Annotated in this window: 21 protein-coding genes and 1 riboswitch; of the genes, 12 read left to right on the top strand and 9 right to left on the bottom strand. The window is 73.7% G+C overall.

Annotated features, from left to right (window positions below; genetic code table 11):
• Positions 1–172 precede the first annotated feature (172 nt).
• Both SXIN_RS25235 and SXIN_RS25230 read right to left on the bottom strand, forming a co-directional pair.
• Positions 173–1,810 (bottom strand): solute symporter family protein, encoded by a 1,638-nt coding sequence (locus SXIN_RS25235; protein WP_019709637.1) that lies wholly within the window; start codon positions 1,808–1,810, stop codon positions 173–175.
• Positions 1,807–2,172 (bottom strand): DUF485 domain-containing protein, encoded by a 366-nt coding sequence (locus SXIN_RS25230; protein ID WP_019709636.1) that lies wholly within the window; start codon positions 2,170–2,172, stop codon positions 1,807–1,809. Before SXIN_RS25230 ends, SXIN_RS25235 begins: the two co-directional genes overlap by 4 nt.
• Before the next feature lie 593 nt (positions 2,173–2,765).
• On the opposite strand from SXIN_RS25230, the gene SXIN_RS25225 reads away from it, so the two are divergent.
• Positions 2,766–4,295 (top strand): S8 family serine peptidase, encoded by a 1,530-nt coding sequence (locus SXIN_RS25225; protein WP_095757579.1) that lies wholly within the window; start codon positions 2,766–2,768, stop codon positions 4,293–4,295.
• Between the two features lie 115 nt (positions 4,296–4,410).
• On the top strand, positions 4,411–5,949 hold the full coding sequence (locus tag SXIN_RS25220; protein WP_039821899.1) for a S8 family peptidase: 1,539 nt from the start codon (positions 4,411–4,413) through the stop codon (positions 5,947–5,949).
• 99 nt (positions 5,950–6,048) lie between these two features.
• Here the strand turns inward: SXIN_RS25220 and SXIN_RS25215 are convergent, their stop codons facing one another.
• The gene (locus SXIN_RS25215; RefSeq protein ID WP_095757578.1) at positions 6,049–6,951 is read right to left on the bottom strand and encodes a sterol desaturase family protein; all 903 of its coding nucleotides are present in this window, start codon (positions 6,949–6,951) and stop codon (positions 6,049–6,051) included.
• Between the two features lie 302 nt (positions 6,952–7,253).
• Between SXIN_RS25215 and SXIN_RS25210 the strand changes: the two genes are divergently transcribed.
• From SXIN_RS25210 to SXIN_RS25190, 5 genes are all read left to right on the top strand, one after another.
• Positions 7,254–8,276 (top strand): DEDDh family exonuclease, encoded by a 1,023-nt coding sequence (locus SXIN_RS25210; protein ID WP_019706110.1) that lies wholly within the window; start codon positions 7,254–7,256, stop codon positions 8,274–8,276.
• Between the two features lie 60 nt (positions 8,277–8,336).
• Entirely contained in the window at positions 8,337–8,570 is a 234-nt protein-coding gene (locus tag SXIN_RS25205) for a hypothetical protein (RefSeq protein WP_095758186.1), read from the top strand.
• A gap of 127 nt (positions 8,571–8,697) precedes the next feature.
• Positions 8,698–9,492, top strand: a complete 795-nt coding sequence (locus tag SXIN_RS25200) for an SURF1 family cytochrome oxidase biogenesis protein (RefSeq protein ID WP_019709632.1) — start codon at positions 8,698–8,700, stop codon at positions 9,490–9,492.
• A 98-nt stretch (positions 9,493–9,590) separates the two neighbouring features.
• The gene (locus tag SXIN_RS25195) at positions 9,591–11,408 is read left to right on the top strand and encodes a glycoside hydrolase family 15 protein (protein ID WP_019709631.1); all 1,818 of its coding nucleotides are present in this window, start codon (positions 9,591–9,593) and stop codon (positions 11,406–11,408) included.
• A complete protein-coding gene (locus tag SXIN_RS25190; protein ID WP_095757577.1) occupies positions 11,389–12,144 on the top strand; it encodes an SDR family oxidoreductase in 756 nt (251 codons plus the stop codon). The genes SXIN_RS25195 and SXIN_RS25190 overlap by 20 nt, the downstream gene beginning before the upstream one ends.
• Before the next feature lie 102 nt (positions 12,145–12,246).
• Here the strand turns inward: SXIN_RS25190 and SXIN_RS25185 are convergent, their stop codons facing one another.
• From SXIN_RS25185 to abc-f, 3 genes are all read right to left on the bottom strand, one after another.
• Positions 12,247–13,029, bottom strand: coding sequence for an enoyl-CoA hydratase/isomerase family protein (locus SXIN_RS25185; RefSeq protein WP_095757576.1), 783 nt, complete (start codon positions 13,027–13,029; stop codon positions 12,247–12,249).
• Positions 13,030–13,209: 180 nt separating this feature from the next.
• Positions 13,210–13,431 carry a helix-turn-helix domain-containing protein gene (locus tag SXIN_RS25180; RefSeq protein ID WP_019709629.1) on the bottom strand — a complete coding sequence of 74 codons (222 nt, stop codon included), beginning with the start codon at positions 13,429–13,431 and terminating at the stop codon, positions 13,210–13,212.
• A gap of 378 nt (positions 13,432–13,809) precedes the next feature.
• Positions 13,810–15,408, bottom strand: a complete 1,599-nt coding sequence (abc-f, locus tag SXIN_RS25175; RefSeq protein WP_019709628.1) for a ribosomal protection-like ABC-F family protein — start codon at positions 15,406–15,408, stop codon at positions 13,810–13,812.
• A gap of 324 nt (positions 15,409–15,732) precedes the next feature.
• On the opposite strand from abc-f, the gene SXIN_RS25170 reads away from it, so the two are divergent.
• Complete coding sequence (locus SXIN_RS25170) at positions 15,733–16,233, top strand: VOC family protein (RefSeq protein ID WP_019709627.1); 501 nt, start codon at positions 15,733–15,735, stop codon at positions 16,231–16,233.
• 27 nt (positions 16,234–16,260) lie between these two features.
• Here the strand turns inward: SXIN_RS25170 and SXIN_RS25165 are convergent, their stop codons facing one another.
• The 3 genes from SXIN_RS25165 to SXIN_RS25155 all read right to left on the bottom strand — a co-directional run bounded on the left by SXIN_RS25165 (position 16,261) and on the right by SXIN_RS25155 (position 19,816).
• The gene (locus tag SXIN_RS25165; protein ID WP_095757575.1) at positions 16,261–17,772 is read right to left on the bottom strand and encodes a hypothetical protein; all 1,512 of its coding nucleotides are present in this window, start codon (positions 17,770–17,772) and stop codon (positions 16,261–16,263) included.
• A 176-nt stretch (positions 17,773–17,948) separates the two neighbouring features.
• Positions 17,949–19,070, bottom strand: a complete 1,122-nt coding sequence (locus tag SXIN_RS25160; protein ID WP_039822859.1) for an alpha/beta hydrolase — start codon at positions 19,068–19,070, stop codon at positions 17,949–17,951.
• Between the two features lie 86 nt (positions 19,071–19,156).
• Positions 19,157–19,816 (bottom strand): class II aldolase/adducin family protein, encoded by a 660-nt coding sequence (locus tag SXIN_RS25155; RefSeq protein ID WP_019709625.1) that lies wholly within the window; start codon positions 19,814–19,816, stop codon positions 19,157–19,159.
• A gap of 326 nt (positions 19,817–20,142) precedes the next feature.
• Between SXIN_RS25155 and SXIN_RS25150 the strand changes: the two genes are divergently transcribed.
• From SXIN_RS25150 to SXIN_RS25130, 4 genes are all read left to right on the top strand, one after another.
• A complete protein-coding gene (locus SXIN_RS25150) occupies positions 20,143–21,417 on the top strand; it encodes an inorganic phosphate transporter (protein WP_019709624.1) in 1,275 nt (424 codons plus the stop codon).
• Positions 21,418–21,442: 25 nt separating this feature from the next.
• A complete protein-coding gene (locus tag SXIN_RS25145; protein WP_019709623.1) occupies positions 21,443–21,688 on the top strand; it encodes a hypothetical protein in 246 nt (81 codons plus the stop codon).
• 374 nt (positions 21,689–22,062) lie between these two features.
• Positions 22,063–22,187, top strand: a riboswitch (cobalamin riboswitch).
• Positions 22,188–22,380: 193 nt separating this feature from the next.
• Entirely contained in the window at positions 22,381–23,433 is a 1,053-nt protein-coding gene (locus SXIN_RS25135; RefSeq protein ID WP_095757574.1) for a cobalamin biosynthesis protein, read from the top strand.
• Positions 23,430–25,004: a cobyric acid synthase gene (locus SXIN_RS25130; protein ID WP_095757573.1), complete on the top strand. Its 1,575-nt coding sequence runs from the start codon at positions 23,430–23,432 to the stop codon at positions 25,002–25,004. The genes SXIN_RS25135 and SXIN_RS25130 overlap by 4 nt, the downstream gene beginning before the upstream one ends.
• The last annotated feature ends 95 nt before the right edge of the window (positions 25,005–25,099 follow it).

Raw genomic sequence — 25,099 nt, 5'->3', positions numbered from 1 at the left:
CGGCCCCTCCCACGGGTTCCTGCGGACGCGGAGTCCGGGGCCGAGGCTCCGGGCTCCGTTCCGTGCAGGGTACGCGACTCCGGTGACATTCGAGTTGTCCACCGGGGCCGCGCACCCCGCTCCGTGGTGGGGCCGCTCTCACCCTCGCGGGTGCGGTGCTGCGATCAGCTGATCAGTGGGCGTGCGTACCGGTGAGGGAACGCACCTCCAGCTCCGCGTACTTGTCGATGTTCGGCTGCTCCTTGGAGAGCAGGGTGCCGACCCAGCCGAGCAGGAAGCCCAGCGGGATGGAGATCAGACCGGGGTTCGACAGCGGGAACCACTGGAAGTCGACACCGGAGAACATCGAGCTCTCCTTGCCCGACACGACCGGCGAGAAGAGCACCAGCAGCACCGAGGACGCCAGACCACCGTAGATCGACCACAGCGCGCCCTGGGTGGTGAAGCGCTTCCAGAAGAGGCTGTAGAGGATGGTGGGGAGGTTGGCCGAGGCGGCGACCGCGAAGGCGAGCGCGACCAGGAAGGCCACGTTCAGGTCGCGGGCGAACACACCGAGGAAGATGGCCGCGCCGCCGATGCCGACGGTGGACCAGCGGGCCGCGCGGACCTCCTCCTTCTCGGAGGCGTTGCCCTTGCGGATGACGTTGACGTACAGGTCGTGCGCGAAGGACGACGAGGACGCCAGGGTCAGGCCGGCGACCACCGCGAGGATGGTGGCGAAGGCGACCGCGGAGATGACCGCGAGCAGGATCGCGCCGCCCGCGGAGCCCGCGCCGCCACCGATCTCCTGCGCGAGGAGGGGTGCCGCCGTGTTGCCCGCCGCGTTCGACTCTATGATCGTTTCCTGCTTGAGCAGCGCCGCGGCACCGAAGCCCAGGGCGATGGTCATCAGGTAGAAGCCGCCGATGATGCCGATGGCCCAGTTCACGGACTTCCGCGCGACCCGGGCGGTCGGCACCGTGTAGAAGCGGATCAGGATGTGCGGGAGACCGGCGGTGCCGAGCACGAGGGCGAGACCGAGCGAGATGAAGTCGATCTTCGTCATCGAGTCGACGCCGTACTTGAGGCCGGGCTCCAGGAAGGCCGCGCCCTTGCCGCTGTTCTCCGCCGCGGCGCCGAGCAGCGAGGAGATGTTCCAGTTGAACTTGAACATGACCAGCGCCGTGATCAGGAGCGTACCCGCGATCAGCAGCACCGCCTTGATCATCTGGACCCAGGTGGTGCCCTTCATGCCGCCGATGGCGACATAGAGGATCATCACGATGCCGACCAGGATCACGATCGAGATCTTGCCGGCCTCGGAGCTGATGCCGAGGAGGAGCGCCACCAGGGCGCCCGCGCCGGCCATCTGGGCGAGCAGGTAGAAGATGGAGACCACGATGGTGGAGACACCGGCCGCGGTGCGGACCGGGCGCTGCCGCATACGGAAGGCGAGCACGTCACCCATGGTGAACCGGCCGGAGTTGCGGAGCGGCTCGGCGACGAGCAGCAGCGCGATCAGCCAGGCGACGAGGAAGCCGATGGAGTAAAGGAAGCCGTCGTACCCGAAGAGGGCGATGGCGCCCGCGATGCCCAGGAAGGACGCCGCCGACATGTAGTCGCCGGAGATCGCCAGACCGTTCTGGAAACCGGTGAAGGAGCGGCCGCCGGCGTAGAAGTCGGTGGCGTCCTTCGTCTGCCGGCCGGCCCAGATGGTGATGCCGAGGGTGGCGAGAACGAAGGCCACGAAGAGACTGATGATCAGAACGCGGTGCTCACTGGCGTCACCGGCTGCCAGCACCGTGGCCGTGTCGAGGGAGAGATTGCTCATGCCTGACCCTCCAGACGGGCCTTGATCGCGTCAGCCTTGGGGTCGAGCTTCGCCTCGGCGTGGCGGGAGTACCACCAGGCGATGAGGAAGGTGCTCACGAACTGCGCCACGCCCAGGACGAAGGCGACGTTGATGTTCCCGAGGAGCTTGGTGCCCATGAAACCGCCCGCGTAGCTGGACAGCAGCACGTACAGGAAGTACCAGGTGATGAAGGCAATGGTCAGCGGGAACGCGAAGGAGCGGTGTGCGTGGCGCAGTTCAGCGAATTCGGCACTCTCCTGCGCCTCGCGGTACGCCACGGCGCCGAGCGCCGTTCTCTGCGTGTAGTCGTTCCCCTGGGGCGGGGGCGATGCGGTGTCCACGGGCTCTCCAGTGGGTGTAGCTGAGACGGAACGTTGGCACTGAGTGACAGATCACTTCGGCGCCGGACTCGGCATGTTAGGCGCGTTCTCAGCCATTCGAACAGAGGGTTGTCATTTCAATTTCGCATGATCTGCCGACGAGCGCTCTCACCAGCGATGTATCACCTCATCGTCACAGCACGAACACGCTGATCAGAGCCCCTTTGCCCCTCTTGCGGCCGACGGCTGTACGGCGGTGTGCGGGCGCCCGGCCCGCCAGTTCCGGTCATTCTTGTGGCACGCGGGGTCACCAGGGCGAACGCGCCCGGCGGCTCCCGCGGGTGCCCGGCGACACAAACCGAACACCGAGTGTTACCGAGCGTATACCCGGGTGAGGGGCGCGGGGCGGCGCGCGTCCGGTCCGGGGCCCTCGCCGGGAGGTCCGGACCGGAGGGGCAGCCTTCTTGGCCCGGGCGGTCCAATCCACAGCGAAAGTCCGACTTTCCGTCAGATTCAATTGATCAGATCGGTTGTTCGACGCTAGCTTCCGCTGTCATGCACCCGTCCACGCGCAACCCGCGTGCGGACGGACTCACGGATGATGTGGAGAACCCATGGTTCATCTCCGCTCCAGACGCTCACGCGCCCTCGCCCTGCCCCTCGGGCTCGCGCTGGCCGCGTCTGTCGGAATCCTGCCCGGTGCCGCTTCCGCCTCGCCGCACGAGACACCGGCGAAGACGGCGGCCGCGGAGGGCCCGCTGCTCTCGTACGTGGTGAACACCGCCCCCGGCCGGCGTGCGGTCGCCCGGGTGGAGCGGGCCGTCACCCGGGCCGGCGGCACGGTCGTCACCAGCCACGACCGGATCGGCGTGATCGTCGCCCATGCGTCCGACCCGGAGTTCGGCGCCGCTCTGCGCGCCGTCGAGGGCGTCCACTCGGCCGGTGCCACCCGCACCGCGCCGCTGAGGTCCGCCGCCACCACCGAGGTCGGCCGGCCCGAGAAGGTCGGCGAGCCCGCCGCCGCGCTGCGCCGCGCGGCCGCGGCCGAGGGCGAGGAGCCGCTGGAGTCCCTGCAGTGGGACATCCCCGCCATCAAGGCGGACCGCGCGGCCGAGGTCAACCCGGGCAGCCGCAAGGTGACCGTCGCGGTGATCGACACCGGCGTGGACGACACCCACCCGGACCTGGCGCCCAACTTCTCCCGCCGCCAGTCGGCGAACTGCGTCGGCGGCGTCCCGGACACCAGCCCCGGTGCCTGGCGTCCGTACACCTCCGGGGACTACCACGGCACACACGTCGCCGGCTCGATCGCGGCGGCCCGCAACGACGTCGGTGTCGCCGGCGTGGCGCCGAACGTCCGGGTCTCCTCGATCAAGGTGAGCGAGCCCGACACCAGCCTGTTCTTCGCCGAGGCGGTGGTCTGCGCGTTCGTCTTCGCCGCCGACCGCGGTGTCGAGGTCACCAACAACAGTTACTACGTGGACCCGTGGCTCTTCGCCTGTGCGGACCAGCCGGACCAGAAGGCCATCCGCGAGGCGGTCGGCCGTGCGGCGGCGTACGCCCAGCGCAAGGGCGCGGTGAACGTGGCCTCGGCGGGCAATTCGAACATGGACCTCGCCGCGGACTCCCTCACCGACGACTCCAGCCCGAACGACACCACCCCGGTCGAGCGGGAGATCGACCCGGCCGAGTGCTGGGACATCCCCGCCCAGTTGCCGGGTGTCGTCACCGTCGCGGCGACCGGCGTCCAGTCCCTCAAGTCGTACTACTCCAACTACGGCCTCGGCCAGATCGACGTCGCGGCCCCGGGCGGCGACAAGTACCAGGTGCCCGGACTGCCCGCGAAGGACGGCCGGATCCTCTCCACCATGCCGGACGGCGACTACGCCTACCTGCAGGGCACGTCGATGGCCGGCCCGCACGTCGCCGGGGTCGCCGCGCTGGCGATGAGCGCGCGTCCGGACGCGAGCCCGCAGGAGGTGCAGTGGCTGCTCAAGGCCGGTGCCGACAACCCGGGTTGCCCGTCGGAGCCGTACGATCCCGACGGTGACGGCAAGATCAACGCCGAGTGCGAGGGCACCGAACACATCAACAGTTTCTACGGCTTCGGCATCGTCGACGCCCTGGACGCGGTAAAGAAGTGATGCGGCGCACCGGTTGCCCCGGCGGCACCCGACGCACCCGACGCACTGCCCGTACCGCCGGCATCCGCCGTCCCGACCGCCCTGTTCCTTCCGACGAAGTGGAGACCTCATGACCATGACGCCGCTATCCGCACGGTCGCGCCGTGCCGTGGCCATACCGGCGGGCATGGCCCTGGCCGCCGCACTCGCCGTGCTGCCCGGGTCGGCCAGCGCCGCCCCGGCCGACGGCGGCGCGGAGACCACCGCGCGGACCGCCGCGGAAGGCGAGTCCCTGAGCTATGTCGTCAACGTCCGCCCGGGCAAGGGCACGAGCGCGAGGGTCGGGAAGGCGATCGCCAGGGCCGGCGGTACGGTCGTCCAGGCGTACGACAAGATCGGCGTGATCGTCGTCCACGCCCCGGACCCCGGCTTCGCCGAGAGGATCCGCGGTGTGAAGGGCGTCCAGTCGGCCGGTGCCACCCGCACCGCGCCGCTTCCCTCGGCCGCCACCACCGACGTGGGCGCCCCGCAGGAGCTGACGCCGAGCCAGATGAAGGCCGCGGAGGCCAAGGCGGAGGAGGACGAGGACCCGCTGCAGCCGCTCCAGTGGGACCTGCCCGCCATCAAGGCGGACCGGGCCCACGAGGTCTCGCTCGGCAGCGACAAGGTGACCGTCGCGGTGATCGACACCGGCGTGGACGACACCCACCCGGACCTGGCGCCCAACTTCGACCGCGAGGCCTCCGTCAACTGCGTGGCCGGCAAGCCGGACACCAGCGACGGCGCCTGGCGCCCGGGCGAGGGCGAGAGCCCGCACGGGACGCACGTCGCGGGGGAGATCGCCGCCGCGAAGAACGGCGTCGGCGTCACCGGCGTCGCCCCGGGCGTCAAGGTCTCCGGCATCAAGGTGTCGACCGTGGACGGCTGGTTCTACACGGAGGCCGTCGTCTGCGGCTTCATGTGGGCGGCCGAACACGGCGTCGAGGTGACCAACAACAGCTACTACGTCGACCCGTGGATGTTCAACTGCACGGACGACCCCGACCAGAAGGCGCTGGTGGAGGCGCTGACCCGGGCGACCCGCTACGCGGAGCGCAAGGGCGCGGTCAACGTCGCCGCGGCCGGCAACTCCAACTTCGACCTGGCGTCGGACTCGATCATCGACAACTCCAGCCCGAACGACTCCACCCCGGTCGAGCGCGACATCGACCCGAGCGTGTGCCCGGACATCCCGACCCAGCTCCCCGGCGTGGTGACCGTCTCCTCGACCGGCGCCAAGGGCCTCAAGTCCTCGTTCTCCAACTACGGCAAGGGGGTCATCGACATCGCGGCACCGGGCGGTGACAGCACCGCCTACCAGCCGCCGGAGGCGCCGGCGACCAGCGGGCTGATCCTCGGCCCGCTGCCGGGCGACCGCTACGGCTACATGGCCGGTACGTCCATGGCCTCCCCGCATGTCGCGGGTGTCGCCGCGCTGATCAAGAGCACCCACCCGTGGGCGCCGCCGGCGGTGGTCAAGGCCCTGCTCAAGGCCCAGGCCGACCGGAAGTCCTGCGACGACCCGTACGACATCAACGGCGACGGCGAGGCGGACGCGGTCTGCGAGGGCGGCCGGTACGGCAACGGCTTCTACGGAGCCGGGCTCACCGACGCCCTGGACGCGGTGAAGCGCTGACCCCCTGAGGGGAGTTCGGTCCCGGAGGGCCGGGCGGCCGCGGTGCCGCCCGGCCCTCCGGCCGTTCGCCTCCCCGGTGACCCCGCGGCTGCCCTGCGGCTACTCCCCGGCCGGTACGGCACCGGGTGCGGCGGCCGGTACCGCGGCCGGTACCGCGACGGCCGCCGGCTCCGGCTCCGGCTGCCAGCCGGGCCCGCGCAGCACCCGCCCGGCGCGCTCGCGCCAGCTCCGGGCGGCGCGCAGGTCCCGGGCGATGGCCACGTACTCGTGGGTGGCCACCCGCAGCGGGTTGTAGGTGCTGATGTTCTTCGTCAGCCCGTAGACGGGACGCTCCACCTCGGCCGCGAAGGAGCCGAACAGCCGGTCCCAGACGATGAGGATCCCGCCGAAGTTGCGGTCCAGGTAGCTGCCCTGCGAGGCGTGGTGCACCCGGTGGTGGGAGGGCGTGTTGAGGACGAACTCCAGCGGCCGGGGCAGCTTGCCGATCCGCTCGGTGTGGATCCAGAACTGGTAGACGAGGCTGACGGAGGAGAGGAAGGCCAGCACCGCCGGGTGCACACCGCAGGCGATCATCGGCAGGTAGAACGGCCAGGAGGTGAGGCTCGTCCAGGGCTGGCGCAGCGCCGTGGAGAGGTTGAACTTCCGGCTGGAGTGGTGCACCACGTGACAGGCCCAGAGGATGCGGATCACGTGGTGGCCGCGGTGGGACCAGTAGTAGAAGAAGTCCTGGGCGACCACCAGGAGCAGCACCGTCCACCACACGGTGGGCACCCGCAGCGGCGTCAGCTCGTAGACGGCCGTGTAGATCGCGACAATCGGGATCTTCCACAGCAGGTCGAACACCAGACTGCCGAGGCCCATACCGATGCTGGTGGCGGCGTCCTTGGTCTCGTAACCGGCGGAGTCCTCGTCGGGGTGCAGCCGGTAGCTCACCGCCTCCACGACGGTGAGCAGCACGAAGGCGGGGATCGACCACAGCACGACGTCGGGAAGGTTTGGCATGTACGCACGATAGGACCACCGCGCCGGTGCCGCCAGAGGTGGTTACCGAGCAGTATTTTTCTTCTTCCCGGCCCTCCCCCGCGGCACGGCCGGACTCCCCTCGGCGCCGGGGCCGGGATTCCGTCCCCCGGGAGGACCGCCGCCCCCGGCCGACGCCGCGTCAGCACCCGGCCCGCGCGCCGCCGACTCCCGGACCGGGGCGGCGAGTTGAGAACCCGGCCCGGCCCGGACACCGGTTCGGATCCGGCCCCCGGCACGGGGCGCGGCGGCGATGTCGGCGGGGCCCCGTATTCTCAGTGACCATGCTCGAAGACCGCACGGCAGCCCCGCCCCTCATCGGGCGGCAGGCCGTTCCGACGCCCCCGGCCGCCTGGCCCCCGGCGTATCCGCAGGGCTATGCCGTGGTGGACGTCGAGACCACCGGTCTCGCCCGGGACGACCGCATCGTGTCGGCCGCCGTCTACCGGCTCGACGCGCGGGGCGAGGTGGAGGACCACTGGTACACCCTGGTCAACCCGGAGCGCGACCCCGGACCGGTGTGGATCCACGGTCTGACGAGCGACGTCCTCGAAGGCGCCCCGCTCTTCCCGGAGATCGCCCAGGAGCTCGCCTCGCGGCTCGACGGCCGGGTGCTCGTCGCGCACAACGCCATGTTCGACTGGTCGATGCTGGCCCGGGAGTACGCCCGTGCGGGCGGCGCCGCCCCGGTGCGTCAGCGGCTGTGCACCATCGCGCTGGCCAAGGAGCTGCGGCTGCCGCTGCCGAACCACAAACTGGAGTCGCTCGCCGCGCACTACGGCGTCGAACAGCGCCACGCCCACCACGCCCTGGACGACGCCCGGGTGCTCGCCGAGGCGTTCCGGCCCAGCCTGCACCTGGCGGCGGGCAGCGGTGTGGACCTGCCGCTGCACACCTGCCGGCCGCTCACCGAGTGGCAGGACAGCCCCTCCCCGTCCGCGGGGGCGCGCAGCGCGTACCGTCCGGCGAGCTGGCGGCCCAGCCGCAGGCGCCCGCCCTGCCCGTATCCGAATCCGGGCCGGTACGAGCCGGGCGGGCGGCTCATACAGGGGATGCGGGTCGCCTTCTCCGGTGACACCTCCGTGGACCGCGAGCTGCTGGAGGACCGGGCCACCGAGGCCGGCCTGCATGTCGCGACGAGCGTCTCCCGGCTCACCAGCCTGCTGGTGACCAACGACCCGGAGTCGGCCACCTCCAAGGCCGTCCGGGCCCGGTCCGTCGGCACCCCCGTGGTCGACGAGGCCGCGTTCATGCAGCTGCTGGGCGACGTCGCCCCACAGGACGCCGCCCCGCAATCAGGTGAATGAGGCGCGACGCGCCCGCCGCACGCCCCCCGTCCGATGCCGTGCGCCCGCAGTCTGTGGCGCATGGCCAGATGCGAGGTATGCGGAAACGACTACGGCATGAGCTTCGAGGTGCACGCGCAGGGCGACGTGCACGTCTTTGACTGTTTCTCCTGCGCCATCCACCGCATGGCGCCGATCTGCGAGCACTGCGACTCCCGGATCATCGGCCAGGGCACGGAAGCGGACGGGCACTTCTACTGCGGTGCCCACTGCGCCCGCGCCGAGGGGAGGGTGGGCCTGGTCGACCACGTCTGATCACGGCCGCCGGGGGCCGGCGCCGCGCCCGCCCCCGCGCCGCCGCCGGCCTCGCGCCGCCGCCCCGCCCGGGCCCGCCGGGCCCCCTACCGTCCCGCACCCCGCGACCGAGTTGTACGGTCGTGGGGTGTACCGCTTCCTGTTGACCCGGCAGTGGGTGATCCTCACCCTCGTGGCGCTGCTCCTCATCCCCGTGATGGTCGAGCTGGGATTCTGGCAGCTCCACCGCCATGAGAACCGGGTCGCGCACAACCGGCTGATCGAGCGGAACCTCGAAGCCCGCCCCGCGCCCGTGACCGAGCTGACCTCGCCGGGCCATGTGGTGCCGAAGGACGACTACTGGCGGAGCGTGACGGCCACCGGTTCCTTCGACACCCGGAACGAGGTCGTGATCCGCCAGCGGACCGCCCCGGACGGCGACCGCATCGGCTACTTCGTGCTGACCCCGCTGCTCCTCGGCGACGGCCGCGCCGTCCTGGTCAACCGCGGCTGGATCGAAACGGGTACGGACCTCACCGCCTTCCCCGAGATCCCGGCCCCGCCCGCCGGGGAGGTCACCGTCACCGGCCGCCTCATGGGCGACGAGACCACCGAGGCCAGCGGCATCAAGGACAAGCGGGGACTGCCCGACCGGCAGTTCATGCTGATCAACAGCGTCCAGCAGGCCGAGCGGCTGGACCGGGAGGTGCTGGGCGGCTACATCGAGCTGGTGGAGCCGGCCGCCGCGAGCCCCCGGCCCCTCGACGAGCCCGACCACGACGGCATCGGCGTCAACATGGCCTATGCCGTGCAGTGGTGGATCTTCGCCGCCGGGGTCCCCGTCGGCTGGGTGATCCTCCTGCGCCGCGAGCTCGCCGACCGGCGCCGCGCGGAGACCGCCGGTGACGAGGAGCACGACGCCCCCGTGCCCGTCCCGTCCTGAGCCGGAGAACCCCGGCGTTCGCGTGCCCGGCCGGGGTAGCAGGAGAGAGGCCACGGGCGGCGGGCGCCCGGGCGCCACCGGGGAGGGGAAGGGACGACGTGCCGGGACTGATCGAGGACTACGCGCTCATCGGCGATCTGCAGACGGCCGCCCTCGTGGGCCGCGACGGCTCCATCGACTGGCTCTGCCTGCCCCGCTTCGACTCCGGCGCCTGCTTCGCCGCCCTGCTGGGCGACGAGGAGAACGGCCACTGGCGGCTGGCCCCCCGCTCCGCCGGCCCCGGGGCGGTCTGCACGCGCCGCTCGTACCGCGGGGACACCCTGGTGCTGGACACCGTCTGGGAAACCCCGGAGGGCAGCGTCCGGGTCACCGACTTCATGCCGCAGCGCGACCGCGCCCCCGACCTCGTCCGGATCGTCGAGGGCCTGTCCGGCCGGGTGGAGATGGCGGGCGAGATCCGGCTGCGCTTCGACTACGGGGGCATCGTCCCCTGGGAGCGCCGCGCCGACGGCCACCACATCGCCATCGCGGGCCCGGACTCGGTCTGGCTGCGCGGCGAGAAAGGCGTCTGGACCCGCGGCGCGGACAACTGCACCCGCGCGGACTTCACCGTCGCCGCGGGCGAGCGCGTGGCCTCGGTGCTCACCTGGCACCCCTCGCACGAGGAGGTGCCGCCCGCCATAGACCCGTACGAGTCGCTGGCGCACGCGCTGGAGGACTGGGAGGCGTGGTCGGCCCAGTGCACGTACCGGGGGCCCTGGCGGGAGGCCGTGCTGCGGTCGCTGATCACCCTGAAGGCCCTCACCTACGCGCCGACCGGCGGCATCGTCGCCGCGGCCACCACCTCGCTCCCCGAGGAGATCGGCGGCGTCCGCAACTGGGACTACCGCTACTGCTGGCTGCGGGACGCCTCCCTCACCCTGAACGCCCTGGTCGCCGGCGGTTACCTCGCCGAGGCCTCCGCCTGGCGGGACTGGCTGCTGCGCGCCGTCGCCGGCTCCCCCGCCGACCTCCAGATCATGTACGGGATCGCGGGCGAACGGCGGCTGACGGAGTTCGAGGCGCCCTGGCTCAAGGGCTACGAGGGCTCGGCCCCGGTCCGGTTCGGCAACGCCGCCGTGGAGCAGCACCAGCTCGATGTCTACGGCCAGGTCCTGGACTCCCTGCACGCCGCCCGGCGCAGCGGCCTCGCCCCGGAGGAGAACGCCTGGAACTTCCAGCGGGCGCTGATGGATTTCCTGGAGGGCCACTGGCGGGAGCCGGACGAAGGGCTCTGGGAGGTGCGCGGGCCGCGCCGCCACTTCGTCCACTCCAAGGTCATGGCGTGGGTGGCCGCGGACCGCACCATCCGCGCGGCGGAGGCCCATCCGGAGCTGCCGGCCGACACCGGCCGCTGGCGGGCGATGCGGGAGGCCGTGCACCGTGAGGTGTGCGAGCAGGGCTACGACCCGGAGCGCAACACCTTCACCCAGTACTACGGCTCGCAGGGCCTGGACGCGGCGACGCTCCTGATTCCGGCGGTGGGCTTCCTGCCGCCCGGCGACCCGCGCGTGGTGGGCACCGTGGACGCCGTCCGCCGCGAGCTCGACCACGGCGGACTCGTCCGCCGCTACGACACCGGCTACGGGGAGGACGGTCTGCCCGGCAGCGAGGGCGCGTTCCTCGTCTGCTCCTTCTGGCTGGCCGACGCCCTGCTCGCCACCGGCCGCCGCGCCGAGGCCCGCCGGCTCTTCGAGCGGCTGCTGGACCTCCGCAACGACGTGGGGCTGCTGGCCGAGCAGTGGGATCCGGCGGCCGGCCGCCAACTGGGCAACTTCCCGCAGGCGTTCAGCCATGTGGGCCTGGTCAACACGGCCCACGCACTCGCCTCGGCGGAGGATACGAGACCATGGGGCCATGGATCTCGGACTGAATGACCGTGTGTACGTCGTCACCGGCGGCTCCCGGGGCCTCGGCCTGGCCGCCGCCCGCGAGCTGGCCGCCGACGGCGCGAGGGTCGTGCTCGCCTCCCGTGACGGGCAGAGCGTCGCCGCCGCGGCGGAGAAGCTGGGCCCGAACGCGATCGGGGTCGCCGCCGACAACGCCGATCCGGAGACCCCCGGCCGGCTGATCGGCACCGCCCGGGAGCACTTCGGGCGGTTCGACGGCGTACTGGTCAGCGTCGGGGGCCCGCCGCCCGGCTCGGGCGCGGAGAACAGCGACGAGCAGTGGCGGTCCGCCTTCGAGTCCGTCTTCCTGGGCGCCGTCCGGATGGCCCGCGTGGCGGCGGACGAGCTGGACGAGGGCGGCGTCATCGGCTTCGTGCTCTCCGGCTCCGTCCACGAGCCGATCCCGGGGCTGGCCATCTCCAACGGGCTCCGCCCCGGGCTGGCCGGTTTCGCCAAGTCGCTCTCCGTGGAGCTCGGCCCGCGCGGTATCCGCGTCGTCGGGCTGCTCCCGGCCCGGATCGACACCGACCGGGTCCGCGAGCTGGACGCGCTCTCCGGGGACGCGGAGGCGGCCCGTGCCCGTAACGCGGCCGCGATCCCGCTCGGCCGCTACGGCACCCCGGAGGAGTTCGGCCGGGCCGCGGCGTTCTTCCTCTCCCCCGCGGCCTCGTACCTCACCGGGGTGATGCTCCCGGTGGACGGCGGCTTCCGGCGCGGTTTCTGAGCCGGGGCGCCCACCGGCCGCGGGACGCGCGGGTCCGTCTCCGCGGGACCGGCCGGTGACGGCGGGGTCCCGCGGAGACGGCGGTCGGCGGGCGGCGGGCGGTCAGTCGGAGAGGCCCGCCAGGTCGCGGAGGCGGCGGCTCTGGGCCGCGCGCTCGGCGGCCCGCTGCTCGTCGAGGGTGCGGCCGGCCGCGTCCTTCAGCAGGGCCTTGGTCTCGATCACGGCGTCGCGCGGCGCCGCCAGCACGGCCGCCGCCAGATCGCGGGCCGCGGCGTCGAGCTCGGCCGCCGGGACCACGAGGTTGGCGAGGCCGGTGCGCTCGGCCTCCTCGGCCTGGACGAAGCGGCCGGTGACGCAGATCTCCAGCGCGCGGGCGTAACCGACGAGGGCGACCAGCGGGTGGGTGCCGGTGAGGTCCGGCACGATGCCGAGGGCGGTCTCGCGCATCGCGAACCGGACGTCGTCGGCGCAGACCCGCAGATCGCAGGCGAGGGCGAGCTGGAAGCCGGCACCGATGGCGTGCCCCTGCACCGCGGCGACGGTGATGATGTCGTTCCGCCGGAGCCAGGTGAAGCCCTCCTGGAACTCGGCGATGGCGGACTCGCCGCCGTCCTCCCGGGCCGCGAGTTCCATGACGGAGGGCTCGCCGTCGATCCCCTCGGGGGTGAAGGCGCGCCGGTCGAGGCCCGCGGAGAAGGACTGGCCCTCGGCCCGCACCACGACGACCCGGACGGTCCCCGGGAGCAGCCGCCCGGACTCGGCCAGGGCGCGCCACAGGGCGAAGGTCTGGGCGTTGCGTTTGGCGGGGTTGGCCAGGGTCACCGTGGCGACGGAGCCGTCGTCGTCGAGGGTGAGCCGTACGCCGTCCCGGTCCAGCAGGGTCATGGGTGCCTCCGGAATGGGCCGCAGTGGATCAGCGCCGGTCGGGAGCGGGGCCGTGGATGTACAGGTCCGCTCCCGGGCAACTGTATTACTGCACAGTAACCACCCGGGCGGTCCGGGGACCGACCGGGTGGTCACCACCCGTTCCCTCGGGGCGCACCGCCCTTGCGGACGGGACGGATGTCAGGCCGAGGTGGCCTTCTTGCCGCGTGTGGCACCGCCGCGGCCCCGCAGGGTCACTCCTGACTCGCTGAGCATCCGGTGGACGAATCCGTAGGAACGGCCGGTCTCCTCGGCCAGCGCCCGGATGCTCGCACCGGAGTCGTACTTCTTCTTCAGGTCAGCCGCGAGCTTTTCGCGCGCGGAGCCGGTTACCCGGCTGCCCTTCTTCAGAGTCTCGGCCACCCGTGCCTCCTCATGGGAAGTGCGCCTCTGGACTTCTCATGATCACCCCTATCCGCCGTCCTGGCCACCCATTCGACAAGGTCCGTACGACATCCTTGACCCTTGTATGACACACGGAAGGGGGTGGCGAATTGAACTCCCCATTCCGTTTCCGACCGCCGTTTTCCGTTTTCCACCGGAAATGGCCAGGTCAGCTGTGGTGGACGGGCCGGATGACCGGGCATGGCACACCGGGAGCGCACCGGTACGGGGACGCACCGGGGTACGAACCGGACTCACTCAGATGACGGATCACGCATGGGCCGAATGATCCAGTCGCAGTGGATCAAGCGGTGGGGCCGCCCCCGGAGACCGGGCCGGACCGGCCGGGCCGGGAGATCAGGCCAGGGCGACGAGATCCGCGTAGTCCTCGCCCCACAGGTCCTCCACACCGTCCGGCAGCAGAATGATCCGCTCCGGCTGGAGTGCGTCGACGGCGCCCTCGTCGTGGGTCACGAGGACCACCGCGCCGGTGAAGGTGCGCAGCGCTCCCAGGATCTCCTCGCGGCTGGCCGGGTCGAGGTTGTTCGTCGGCTCGTCGAGCAGCAGCACATTGGCCGAGGAGACCACGAGGGTCGCCAGCGCCAGCCGCGTCTTCTCCCCGCCGGAGAGCACCCCCGCGGGCTTGTCGACGTCGTCACCGGAGAACAGGAACGAGCCGAGGGTCTTGCGGACCGCGACCAGATCGAGGTCCGGGGCGGCGGAGCGCATGTTCTCCAGGACCGTGCGGTCCGGGTCGAGGGTCTCGTGCTCCTGCGCGTAGTAGCCGAGCTTGAGGCCGTGGCCCGGGGTCACGGCGCCGGTGTCGGGCTTCTCCACGCCCGCGAGCAGCCGCAGCAGCGTGGTCTTGCCCGCGCCGTTGAGGCCGAGGATGACGACCCGGGAGCCCTTGTCGATGGCCAGGTCGACGTCCGTGAAGATCTCCAGGGAGCCGTAGGACTTCGACAGGCCCTCGGCGGTGAGCGGCGTCTTGCCGCACGGCGCCGGGTCGGGGAAGCGGAGCTTGGCGACCTTGTCGGAGGCCCGCTGCTCCTCCAGGCCGGAGAGCAGCTTCTCCGCGCGCCGGGCCATGTTCTGGGCGGCGACGGTCTTGGTGGCCTTGGCCCGCATCTTGTCGGCCTGGCTGTTGAGGGCGGCGGCCTTCTTCTCGGCGTTGGCGCGCTCCCGCTTGCGGCGCCGCTCGTCGGCCTCGCGCTGGGCCTGGTACTGCTTCCAGCCCATGTTGTAGACGTCGATGCGGGAGCGGTTGGCGTCCAGGTAGAACACCTTGTTGACGACCGTCTCGACGAGCTGCACGTCGTGGGAGATGACCACGAAACCGCCGCTGTAGGTCTTGAGGTAGTCCCGCAGCCAGACGATGGAGTCGGCGTCGAGGTGGTTCGTCGGCTCGTCGAGCAGCAGGATGTCGGAGTCCGAGAAGAGGATCCGGGCCAGCTCGACCCGGCGGCGCTGGCCGCCGGAGAGGGTGTGCAGCGGCTGTCCGAGGACGCGGTCGGGCAGTCCCAGGCTGGCGGCGATGGTGGCGGCCTCGGCCTCGGCGGCGTAACCGCCCTTGGTGAGGAACTCGGTCTCCAGGCGCTCGTACTTCCGCATCGCCTTGTCGCGGGTGGCGCCCTGGCCGGTGGACATCCGCTGCTCGTTCTCGCGCATCTTGCGGATGACGGCGTCCAGGCCGCGGGCGGAGAGGACGCGGTCGCGGGCGAGCACGTCCAGGTCGCCGGTGCGCGGGTCCTGCGGCAGATAGCCGACCTCGCCGGAGCGGGTGACGGTCCCGGCGGCGGGGATGCCCTGGCCGGCGAGGACCTTGGTGAGGGTGGTCTTGCCCGCGCCGTTCCGGCCGACGAGGCCGATGCGGTCGCCCTTGGCGATGCGGAAGGAGGCGGACTCGATCAGAAGACGGGCTCCGGCGCGCAGCTCAAGGCCGGTGGCGGTGATCACGGAAATACTCCAGGCGGAACGGACGGACGTCGGGCGGTCGGATCGACGGGCGGATCCAGGCGAATCCGGGCTGATACCGGGCGGATCGCGGATCTCGTGAGGCCGCGTACGGCGCGACCCGGACGCCGCCTAATGAGCGAGGAGAATTGCCATACGGGCCAGTCTAACGGTGCGGCGCAACTCGGTTTCCCCGGCGGTCCGGGCCCCGCCCGTCCCCGTCCGGCGGGCCCTTCCGGGCACGGGCGGGGAGACTGGGGGAGGCGAGACGGACGGGCCGGTACCGCCCGCCGCCCGTACGGAGCCGATCCGGTGAGGAGGACCGCCATGACGGACAGCCCGGCCCGAACGGACCGTGACGGCGCCGGCGCGGATGCCCGTGACAGCGGCGGCGGGGGCGCCGGTGCGGGTGCCGGGGCCAGCGCCCATCCCAGCATCTGCCCGGCCCTGCGCTACGAGGACGCGCACGCGGCTCTCCGGCAGCTCACCGGGGCCTTCGGCTTCACCGAGGTCGCGGTGTACGAGGACGAGGAGACCGGCACGGTCGTCCACGCCGAACTGTCGTACGGCAACGGGGTGGTGATGCTCGGCAGCACGGCGGAGAAGGGGGCGCTCACCGACGCCCCGCCGGACGGCGGTCCGGCGGGTGTCTACGTACGCGTGGCCGACGTCGACGCGCACCACCGCCGCGCGGTGGCCCACGGGGCGGAGATCCTCACCGCCCCGGCCGACGAGCCCTACGGCGCCCGGACGTACACGGCCCGGGACACCGGGGGCCATGTGTGGAGCTTCGGCGACTACGCCCCCAGCACGATGCCCCCGGCCTGACGCCCGGGGGCGCGGGCGGCCCCGGTGCTACGCGCCGCCCGTGTGCACCTGGAAGGCCGCCCGGCGGACGGCCTTGGCCAGGGCCGGGTCCGGGTGGGCCGCGGCCAGGGCGACCAGGACCTGGACCGTGCGCGGATGGCCGACCGACCGCACCTCCCTGAGCAGGGCGGGCACGGTCTCCTGCACCGCTGACTCCAGGTGGTGCACCAGCAGCTGGCCCTCGCCGTGGTCGGCCACCGCGGCGGCGGTGTCGACCCAGAGCCAGGTCGCCTCCTCGCGGGTGAGCACGTCCGGGGAGTCCTCGGGGTCGCCGCCCTCCTGTTCGGCCAGCCACAGCAGGGCGTACGGGCGCAGATACGGCTCGCCCGTCACCGCCCGCACGGCCGGCTCGGCGGGGGCGCCGACGACGCGCAGCGCCTCGAAGGCGAGGCCGCGCAGCAGGGCGTCCTCGCCGCGGGCCGCCTCCAGCAGTTCCTCGACGGCGCTGCCGGCGGGACGGGCCGCGAGCCAGGCGCGGTACTCCGCGCGGGCCGGGCCGGGGGTCAGGTTGGCGCAGCCGCGGAGCATGTCGGCGGCGGACTGTTCGATGTTGCCGGCCGGGCTCTGGGCGGCCACGCAGATCTGTTCGAGCTTGACCCAGACCGCCCAGTTGCCGAGCGGGGTCAGCATGGCCTGGCCGTCCTCCCGGGTCAGCGCGCCGACGGAGACCAGGCCGTCCAGCGCCCAGTCCAGCAGGGGTGCCGGGGGCGGGCCGCCCGCGGGGCCGTCCCCGGCCGGTCTCTCCCCGGGCCGGTCACCGGCGGTCCCGGTGCGCTCGGCGGGAGCGGGGGCGGGGGCGGGGGCGGGGGCGGGGGCGGGGGCGGGGGCGGGGGTGCCGTTGCCGGCGCCGGGGACCTCGCAGCGTTCCGTCCGGAGCTCGGCGACACGCTGTTCGAGGATGTCCCCGAGCGTGCCGAGGGGCACGGGACCGGCCGACAGCTGGAGGACGGAGAGCAGCTGCGGGACGGCCTCCACGACCTCCGCGACGACGGTGGGCGCGAAGGCGGACGGGGCGGGGTGGGCTATCGACCAGGCGTCCAGCAGGGCGACCCAGCCGCGCAGCGCGGCGGTGTCGTCGCGGTCCCAGGCGTGGAGGCGCCAGCCGGGGCGGGCCACGTCGCCGTGGAGTTCGACGAGCCCGGCGAGCCGCGCCCGGTCCCAGTCGGCACGGACCCGGTGCGGTGCCAGCCCGAGAGCGGCGGCGGCCCGTTCGGCGGACTCGCCGGAGAGCACTCCCGTGCCGCCGGGCCCGGGCCGGGCGCCGCGGCCCCGCTCGGCGTCGGCCCAGCGGGCGATCCGCACCGCTCCGGCAAGGACCTCCCGCGCGTGGCGCGCCAGTTCGGCCGGGGCGGGCGTGCCCGCGGGCGGGCGGGGAGCGGTGGCCCCCCAGGCCGGGGGGCCCTGCCGTTTACGACGGGTGGTCACCGCCCGCCTGGCGGCGGTCGTCGGTCGTTTCGGGACAAGATGGAGCCGGGAGTCGCGCGGAGTACGGGACGTCACGGCAGCAGTGTCCCGGGTGACGGCCCGAAAGCCCAATCGGAGGGTGTGGCGCCCATGACGCGGCGGGTTCGGAACGCTCCCCGGGGCGGGTCCGGCACGGGCCGCGAAAGCTTCCCGCCCGTGCCGGGGCCGGTACGCGAGGGCGCCGCACAGCGCGTGACGGTGTTTCGGGCCGGCTACAGCAGCGCGGTCAGGAAGCGGCGCAGGGCCTCCTCGTAGCCGGCCGGGTCGGCGTTCCACATCGCGGCGTGCGGGGCTTCCGGCACGGCGTGGAGGGTGACGAGGTCCGGGCGGCGCTCGGCGAGGAGCTGCGAGCGGTCCCAGGGGGCCAGCCGGTCGTCCGGGCCGTGCAGGATCAGGGTGGGAACGGAGACCCGGGACGGCGCCGAAGCCTCCGCCAGGCTCTCCGCGCCGAGCCCCGCCCTGCCCTCCGCGGCCCGTACCGCCAGCGGCAGCAGCGCCCGGGGGGTGCCGTGGGCGGCGGCGAGGGCGCGGACCGTGGAGTGCCAGTCGAGCACGGGCGAGTCGAGCACCAGGCCGCTGATCCGGTCCCGCAGCGCCGAGTTGGCCACGGTGTGCACGGCCATGCTGCCGCCGGTGGACCAGCCGTGCAGCACGACCCGCTCGGCGCCCCGGTGCACGGCGAAGCGGACGGCGGCGTCCAGGTCGCGCCACTCGGTGTCGCCGAGGTGTCCGGTGCCGTCCGGGTCGCGGGGCGCGCCCGGGTCGCCCCGGTAGGAGAGGTCGAGCACGGGGACGCCGAGGCGGGAGAGGAACGGCATGACGACCATGGGGTGTTCCCGGGTGGTGCCGAGGCCGTGCGCGGTGAGGACCCAGGTCGAGCGGGAGCCGGGCACCAGCCAGGCGGGCAGCGGGCCCAGTTCGCCGGGCACCTCCACGTCCTCGTACTCCAGGCCGTGCGCCTCACCGGGGTTGCCGGTGTGGACCTGCGGGGTGAAGCGCACCTTGGCACCGCGCCGGAGGCCGCCGCGCTCCACCCGCACCAGGCGGCGCACCACCGAGTCGGGCGGGCAGTCGGCGTCCTCGGCCACGTCGCCGATGACGGCGTGCACGCCGCCGCCGGTCAGTCCGTAGGTGCCGGGCCGCAGTGAGGCCAGGCTGCGGGTGAGGGTCACCGTGTCGGCGGTGGTGGCGTGGACGGTGAGCCGGGGGTCGCTCGGCAGCGGCCGGGACGGGGACAGGGCCGCGTCGCCGGCGTACCGCCCGGCGGCCACCGCGGCCGTACCGGCGCCGAGAACGGTTGTGGCGGCGAGGGCCGCCGCTGTACGAGGTCGCATCGGTCCCAGTGTGCTCGGGATACGGCCGGGCGGCCAGTGCCGGCCCGCCCGGGGGTGACCCGGCCGGGCGGGGGCGCGGCGGGGCGTCAGGGGCGCTGGCCGTAGTCGCGGAGTTTCCCGGCGGTCTCGGCCAGCTCCTCCCGGGAGAGCAGGGCGGGGCTGAGGCCGGGCACGGACCGGGCGGCCAGCCAGACCCGGCACATCCACTCCAGCTGCGCGGTCCGGTCGTACGCCTGGTCGAGCGTGGCGCCGTAGGTGAGCGTGCCGTGGTTCCGCAGCAGGCATCCGGTGCGGTCGCGGAGGGCCTCCAGGGTGTGGCGGGCCAGCTCCTCGCTGCCGTAGAGCGCGTACGGGGCGACGCGGACGGGGCCGCCGAGCGCGGCGGCCATGTAGTGGACGAGGGGGAGCTCGGTGACGAGCGTGGACACGGCCGTGGCGTGCACGGCGTGGGTGTGCACGATGGCGCGGGCGCCGGTGGCCCGGTAGACCGCGAGGTGCATCGGCAGTTCGCTGGTGGGCCGCAGTGTGCCGAGGAGGCGCCGTCCGCCGAGGTCCACGCCGACCGCGTCCGCGGGGCCGAGCCGGTGGTACGGCACCCCGCTGGGCGTGACGAGGACCGTGTCGCCGACGCGTACCGAGACATTGCCGGAGGTGCCGACGACCAGCCCCTCCTCGGTGGTGCGCCGGGCCGTGGCCACCAGATCGGCCCAGGCGCCGGCGAGCTCCTGCGGGAGCGGTTCCGTCACTGCCCTCACCTCCGGTGGCCGATCCTGTCAGAGAGCGGGCCGGGGCGGGAGTCGGCGGGCCGCCCCCGGCCGGTGACGGAACTCCCGCTTCCGCGGCCTCCGCCGGGAGTGTTGTTCACCTTCGGTCCGGTGCGTATTCAGCCTCCGGACGCCTTGGAGGGGGCGATCCGCCCGGTATGTCGCTCCATGGGGGACATAAGACCCCGCCGCCGCCCCCGGCCGGCGGCCCGCAATCGCACCTGGAAGCCCACTCCCATTCACCTTCCGTTCACCGGGCATCCCTACCTTCGCTGTGTAACCGGCCCCCGAAACGATTGCCTGGGTGAATGGAACACATCACGCTTCTCATCGGGATCGTGATCATCACGGCCTTGGTGTTCGACTTCACGAACGGCTTCCACGACACCGCCAACGCGATGGCCACGACCATCTCCACCGGGGCCCTGAAGCCCAGGACAGCGGTGGCGATGTCGGCGGTCCTCAATCTCGTCGGCGCGTTCCTGTCCGTGGAGGTCGCCAAGACCATCTCCGGCGGCATCGTCGACGAGAGTGGCATCCGTCCAGAAGTGATCTTCGCCGGGCTCGTCGGCGCGATCATGTGGAATCTGCTGACCTGGCTGGTGGGCCTGCCCTCCAGCTCGTCGCACGCCCTCTACGGCGGTCTGATCGGCGCCACCCTGTTCTCCGCCGGCATCGGGGCCATCCACCTCGACGTCGTCCTCTCGAAGGTGCTGCTGCCGGCCCTGGCCGCGCCGATCGTCGCGGGGCTCGCGGCGCTGGCCGCCACCCGGCTCACCTACCGGCTCACCCGCGGACGCGACGAGCGGGACACCGCCAAGGGCTACCGCTCCGGGCAGATCGCCTCGGCCGCCCTGGTCTCCCTCGCCCACGGCACCAACGACGCCCAGAAGACCATGGGCGTGATGACCCTCGCGCTGATCACCGGCGGTGTGCTCGCGCCCGACGCCGGTCCGCCGTTCTGGGTCATCACCTCGGCCGGTGTCGCCATCGCCCTCGGCACGTACCTCGGCGGCTGGCGCATCATCCGCACCATGGGCCGGGGCCTCACCGACATCCAGCCGCCGCAGGGCTTCTCCGCCCAGACCGGCGCCGCGACCGTCATCCTCGCCTCCTCCCACCTGGGCTTCGGCCTCTCCACCACACAGGTGTCCTCCGGCGCGATCATGGGCTCCGGCCTGGGCCGCAAGGGCGGCGTGGTGCGCTGGTCGACCGCGACCCGCATGTTCGTCGCCTGGGGCCTGACCCTGCCGGCCGCCGGCCTCGTCGCCGGGCTGGCCGCCCTGCTGGCCGGGCGCGGCACCTGGGGCGTCACCGCGGTCGCCGTCATGGCCGTCGCGGGCAGCGCGTGGATCTGGGTGAAGTCGCGCCAGGAGAAGGTCGACCACAGCAATGTGAACGACGTTCCCGCCCCGCAGGCCGACCCGGAGCACGAGGACATCGTCGCCGACGTCGTCGCCTCCCTCTCCCCGCCGCCCACCGACTCCGTGCTGGAGGCGGCCGCCCACGACGGCGAGGCCGGTTCCCCGCGGTCCGCGTCCCCGGCGCCCCAGTCCCCGGCGTCCAAGGCCACCGTCGTCTGACGGCTCAGGTAGAAGGAAGAACCGTATGAACATCGACTGGGCAGCACTCGGCCAGGTCTCCGTGGTCAGCCTCGTGGCGACCGTCGCCATCGTCGGCGTCTTCACCCTGGGCATCGTCGGCACCTCCGCCCGGCGGCACCCGCAGGCGGACGGCGCGGAGGGCGCCACGGTCACCGAGGCGCCGACCGCCCTGGCGCGCACCCTCGCCACGGTGTGCTTCGCGGTCTCCGCGGCGGTCGTGGCGTACGGGATCTATCTGATCGTCGCCTGACGGTCTCCCGCACCGCCCGCGTCGAACCGAGTCGAACGGGCCTGCGGTACAGCGGCACCCGGGCCCGCAGCCCGGACAGCGCGTGACGCGTGCTGCCGGGCGGCGGGCCCTCCGCGTTGTCCGCGCCCCTTCCGCCGCCCGCCCGTCCTCCGCCCTGCCCGTCCGCGGCCGCCCGCCCGTACGCGGTCCCGCCCCGCCGCCCCTCTCCGCCGGCCGGCTCCCCCGTCCCGTGCGCCCCTCCCGTCCCGGCACGGGCTCCGTGCGCGCCGCGCGCCCCGGTGTGGCGCTCCGCACACTGATCCCCCGCAGGTCAAGGGCGAGTTGACGGGCGTTCCCGGGCGTGGTGGACTGCCGGGGCCAAACGGCGGCAGGAGAGGAAGCCGGTGCGAATCCGGCGCGGTCCCGCCACTGTCACCGGGGAGCGCACCCCACCCACGTCACGGCCCGTTCCGACGGGCGGGAAGACCGGGGCCCGCGCCGATCCGGGAGCCAGGAGACTCTCACCGCCGGTCACGTCGAACCAGGGCGCGGACCCTGAGTGAGGACACACGCGATGCCCGGCTGCCGCCGCAGTACGCCCTGCCGTCGAACGCCCCGTGGCCGGACGGCCCGCGGGCGGGCGCCCCTCCCTCCGCTCCCGGCGGCCCCGCCGCCCCCGTCCCCCCTCCGAGGCGTGACGGCGGTCTGAGCCGATGCGTGCCGAAGACGCCGCCGGGGCCTCCGCACCCCGGACACCCGCGCCCCCGACATCCGCTCTCCCGCGCTCCGCGGACGCCGTCCTCGCCGCCGGTACGGCGCTCGGCTTCCTCGCCGACCTCCTTCTGGCCGATCCCCGGCGCGGCCATCCCGTCGCCGCGTTCGGGCGGGCCGCGACGGCCGCCGAGCGGCTGCTGTGGCGCGACCACCGGGGCGCCGGGGCGCTGTACACCGCCCTGTGCGCCGGCGGCACGGTGGCCGCGGCCGCCGGCCTCTCCCGTGCCGTACGCCGCTCCCCCGCCGCCTCCGGAGCGCTGACCGCCGCCGTCACCTGGGCCGTGCTGGGCGGCACGTCGCTCGGCCGTGAGGCGCGGGCCGTCGGCGCCGCGCTGGAGGCCGGTGACCTGGCGGCGGCGCGCGAACGGCTGCCGGGCCTCTGCGGGCGGGACCCGCAGTCGCTGGACGCACAGCAGATCGCCCGGGCGGTCGTGGAGTCCGTCGCGGAGAACACCTCCGACGCGGTCGTCGGGGCGCTGGTGTGGGGTGCCGCCGCCGGGGTGCCCGGCCTGGCCGGCTTCCGGGCGGTCAACACCCTGGACGCGATGGCCGGCCACAAGTCGCCGCGGCTGCGCCGGTTCGGCTGGGCCCCGGCCCGGCTGGACGACGTGGCGGGCTTCCCCGGGTCCCGGCTCACCGCCGCGCTGGCCGTGCTCGCCGGCCCGGACCCGCGGGGCGCCCTGCGGGTGCTCCGCTCCGACGCCCGGCGCCACCCGAGCCCCAACGCCGGCCCGGTGGAGGCCGCGTTCGCGGGGGCTCTCGGCGTACGGCTGGGCGGCACGCTGGCGTACGGCGGCCGGGTCGAACACCGGCCCGTACTGGGGGCCGGCAACCGCCCGGTGGAGCCGCGCGACATCGAGCGTGCGGTGCGGCTCTCGCGCCGGGTCGGCGCGCTGGCGCTGGTGGTGTGCGCCGGCGGACGGCTGGCCTACGGGGCGCTCCGGGGTGGCGCGACGGCCCTCTCCCGGGCCGCCGGAGAGGGGCGGGGATGACCGGCACCGGCGGCGGCCTGCTGGTCGCGGGGACCACCTCCGACGCGGGCAAGAGCGTCGTCACCGCCGGGATCTGCCGGTGGCTGGCCCGCAAGGGCGTCTCCGTGGCCCCGTTCAAGGCGCAGAACATGTCGCTGAACTCGTTCGTGACGCCCGAGGGGGCCGAGATCGGCCGCGCGCAGGCCATGCAGGCGCAGGCGGCGCGGGTGGAGCCGTCGGCGCTGATGAACCCGGTGCTGCTCAAGCCCGGCGGCGACCGCAGCAGCCAGGTCGTGGTGCTCGGCAAACCGGCCGGCGAGCTGAGCGCCCGGGGCTACTTCGCGGCCGGCCCGGGGACCGGGGGCACCCCGGCCGCGAACCGCCGGGAGGCGCTGCTCCCCGTCGTCCTCGACTGCTACGAGCGGCTGCGCGCCCGGTACGACGCGGTGATCTGCGAGGGCGCGGGCAGCCCGGCGGAGATCAATCTGCGCCGGCACGACATCGTCAACATGGGGCTCGCGCGGGCGGCCGGACTGCCGGCCGTGGTGGTCGGCGACATCGACCGGGGCGGGGTGTTCGCGTCCTTCTTCGGCACCACCGCCCTGCTGAGCCGCGCCGACCAGGCGCTGGTCGCGGGCTATGTGGTGAACAAGTTCCGCGGCGACGCGTCCCTGCTGGAGCCGGGGCTGGACATGCTGCGCGGGCTGACGGGGCGGCAGGTGCTGGGCGTTCTGCCGTACGCGCACGGCCTGGGCATCGACGAGGAGGACGGGCTGCGGCTCTCGCTGCGCGGCGCGGTCCGCGAGGCCGCCGCCGGACCGCCGCGCGGCGAGGAGGTGCTGCGGGTCGCCGTGGCGGCCGTGCCGCTGATGTCCAACTTCACGGACGTCGACGCGCTGGCCGCCGAACCCGGCGTCCTGGTGCGCTTCGCCGACCGGCCGGAGGAGCTGGCCGACGCCGATCTCGTCGTCCTCCCGGGCACCCGCGGCACCGTGCGGGCGCTGGCCTGGCTGCGCGAACGGGGGCTCGCCGAGGCCGTCGCGCGCCGGGCGGCGGAGGGGCGGCCGGTGCTCGGAATCTGCGGCGGCTACCAGATGCTGGGCGAGCGCATCGAGGACGAGGTCGAGTCGCGGGCCGGGACGGTGGACGGGCTCGGACTGCTGCCGCTGCGGGTGCGCTTCGCGGCGGAGAAGACCCTGGCACGGCCGGCGGGCGAGGCCCTGGGCGAACCGGTGGCGGGCTACGAGATCCACCACGGGGTGGCCGGCGTGGCGGACTCCGCCGAGCCGTTCATGACCGACGGCCGGGGCCGGGCCCTGGACGGCTGCCGGGCGGGCTCGGTGTGGGGCACGCACTGGCACGGCTCGCTGGAGAGCGACGCCTTCCGGCGGGCGTTCCTGCGCCGGGTGGCGCGGGACGCCGGGCGCCGCTTCGTGCCGGCGCCGGACACGGCCTTCGGGGAGCTGCGCGAGGAGCAGCTCGACCGGCTGGGGGATCTGATCGAGGAGCACGCCGACACCGGGGCGCTGCTGCGGCTGATCGAGGAGGGGGCGCCGCCGGACCTGCCGTTCGTACCACCGGGCGCGCCGTGAGCGCGGCTGTCCGTACGCCGCCGGGCGCGCCGCCGTGAGCGCGCGGCCCGGCGCGCCGTCCCGCCGAGTACCGCCCCGGCCGTCCGGGGAGCGGA

The sequence above is a fragment of the Streptomyces xinghaiensis S187 genome (assembly GCF_000220705.2).
Lineage (GTDB): Bacteria > Actinomycetota > Actinomycetes > Streptomycetales > Streptomycetaceae > Streptomyces > Streptomyces xinghaiensis.
This window is presented reverse-complemented; position numbering and strand designations above follow the sequence as displayed.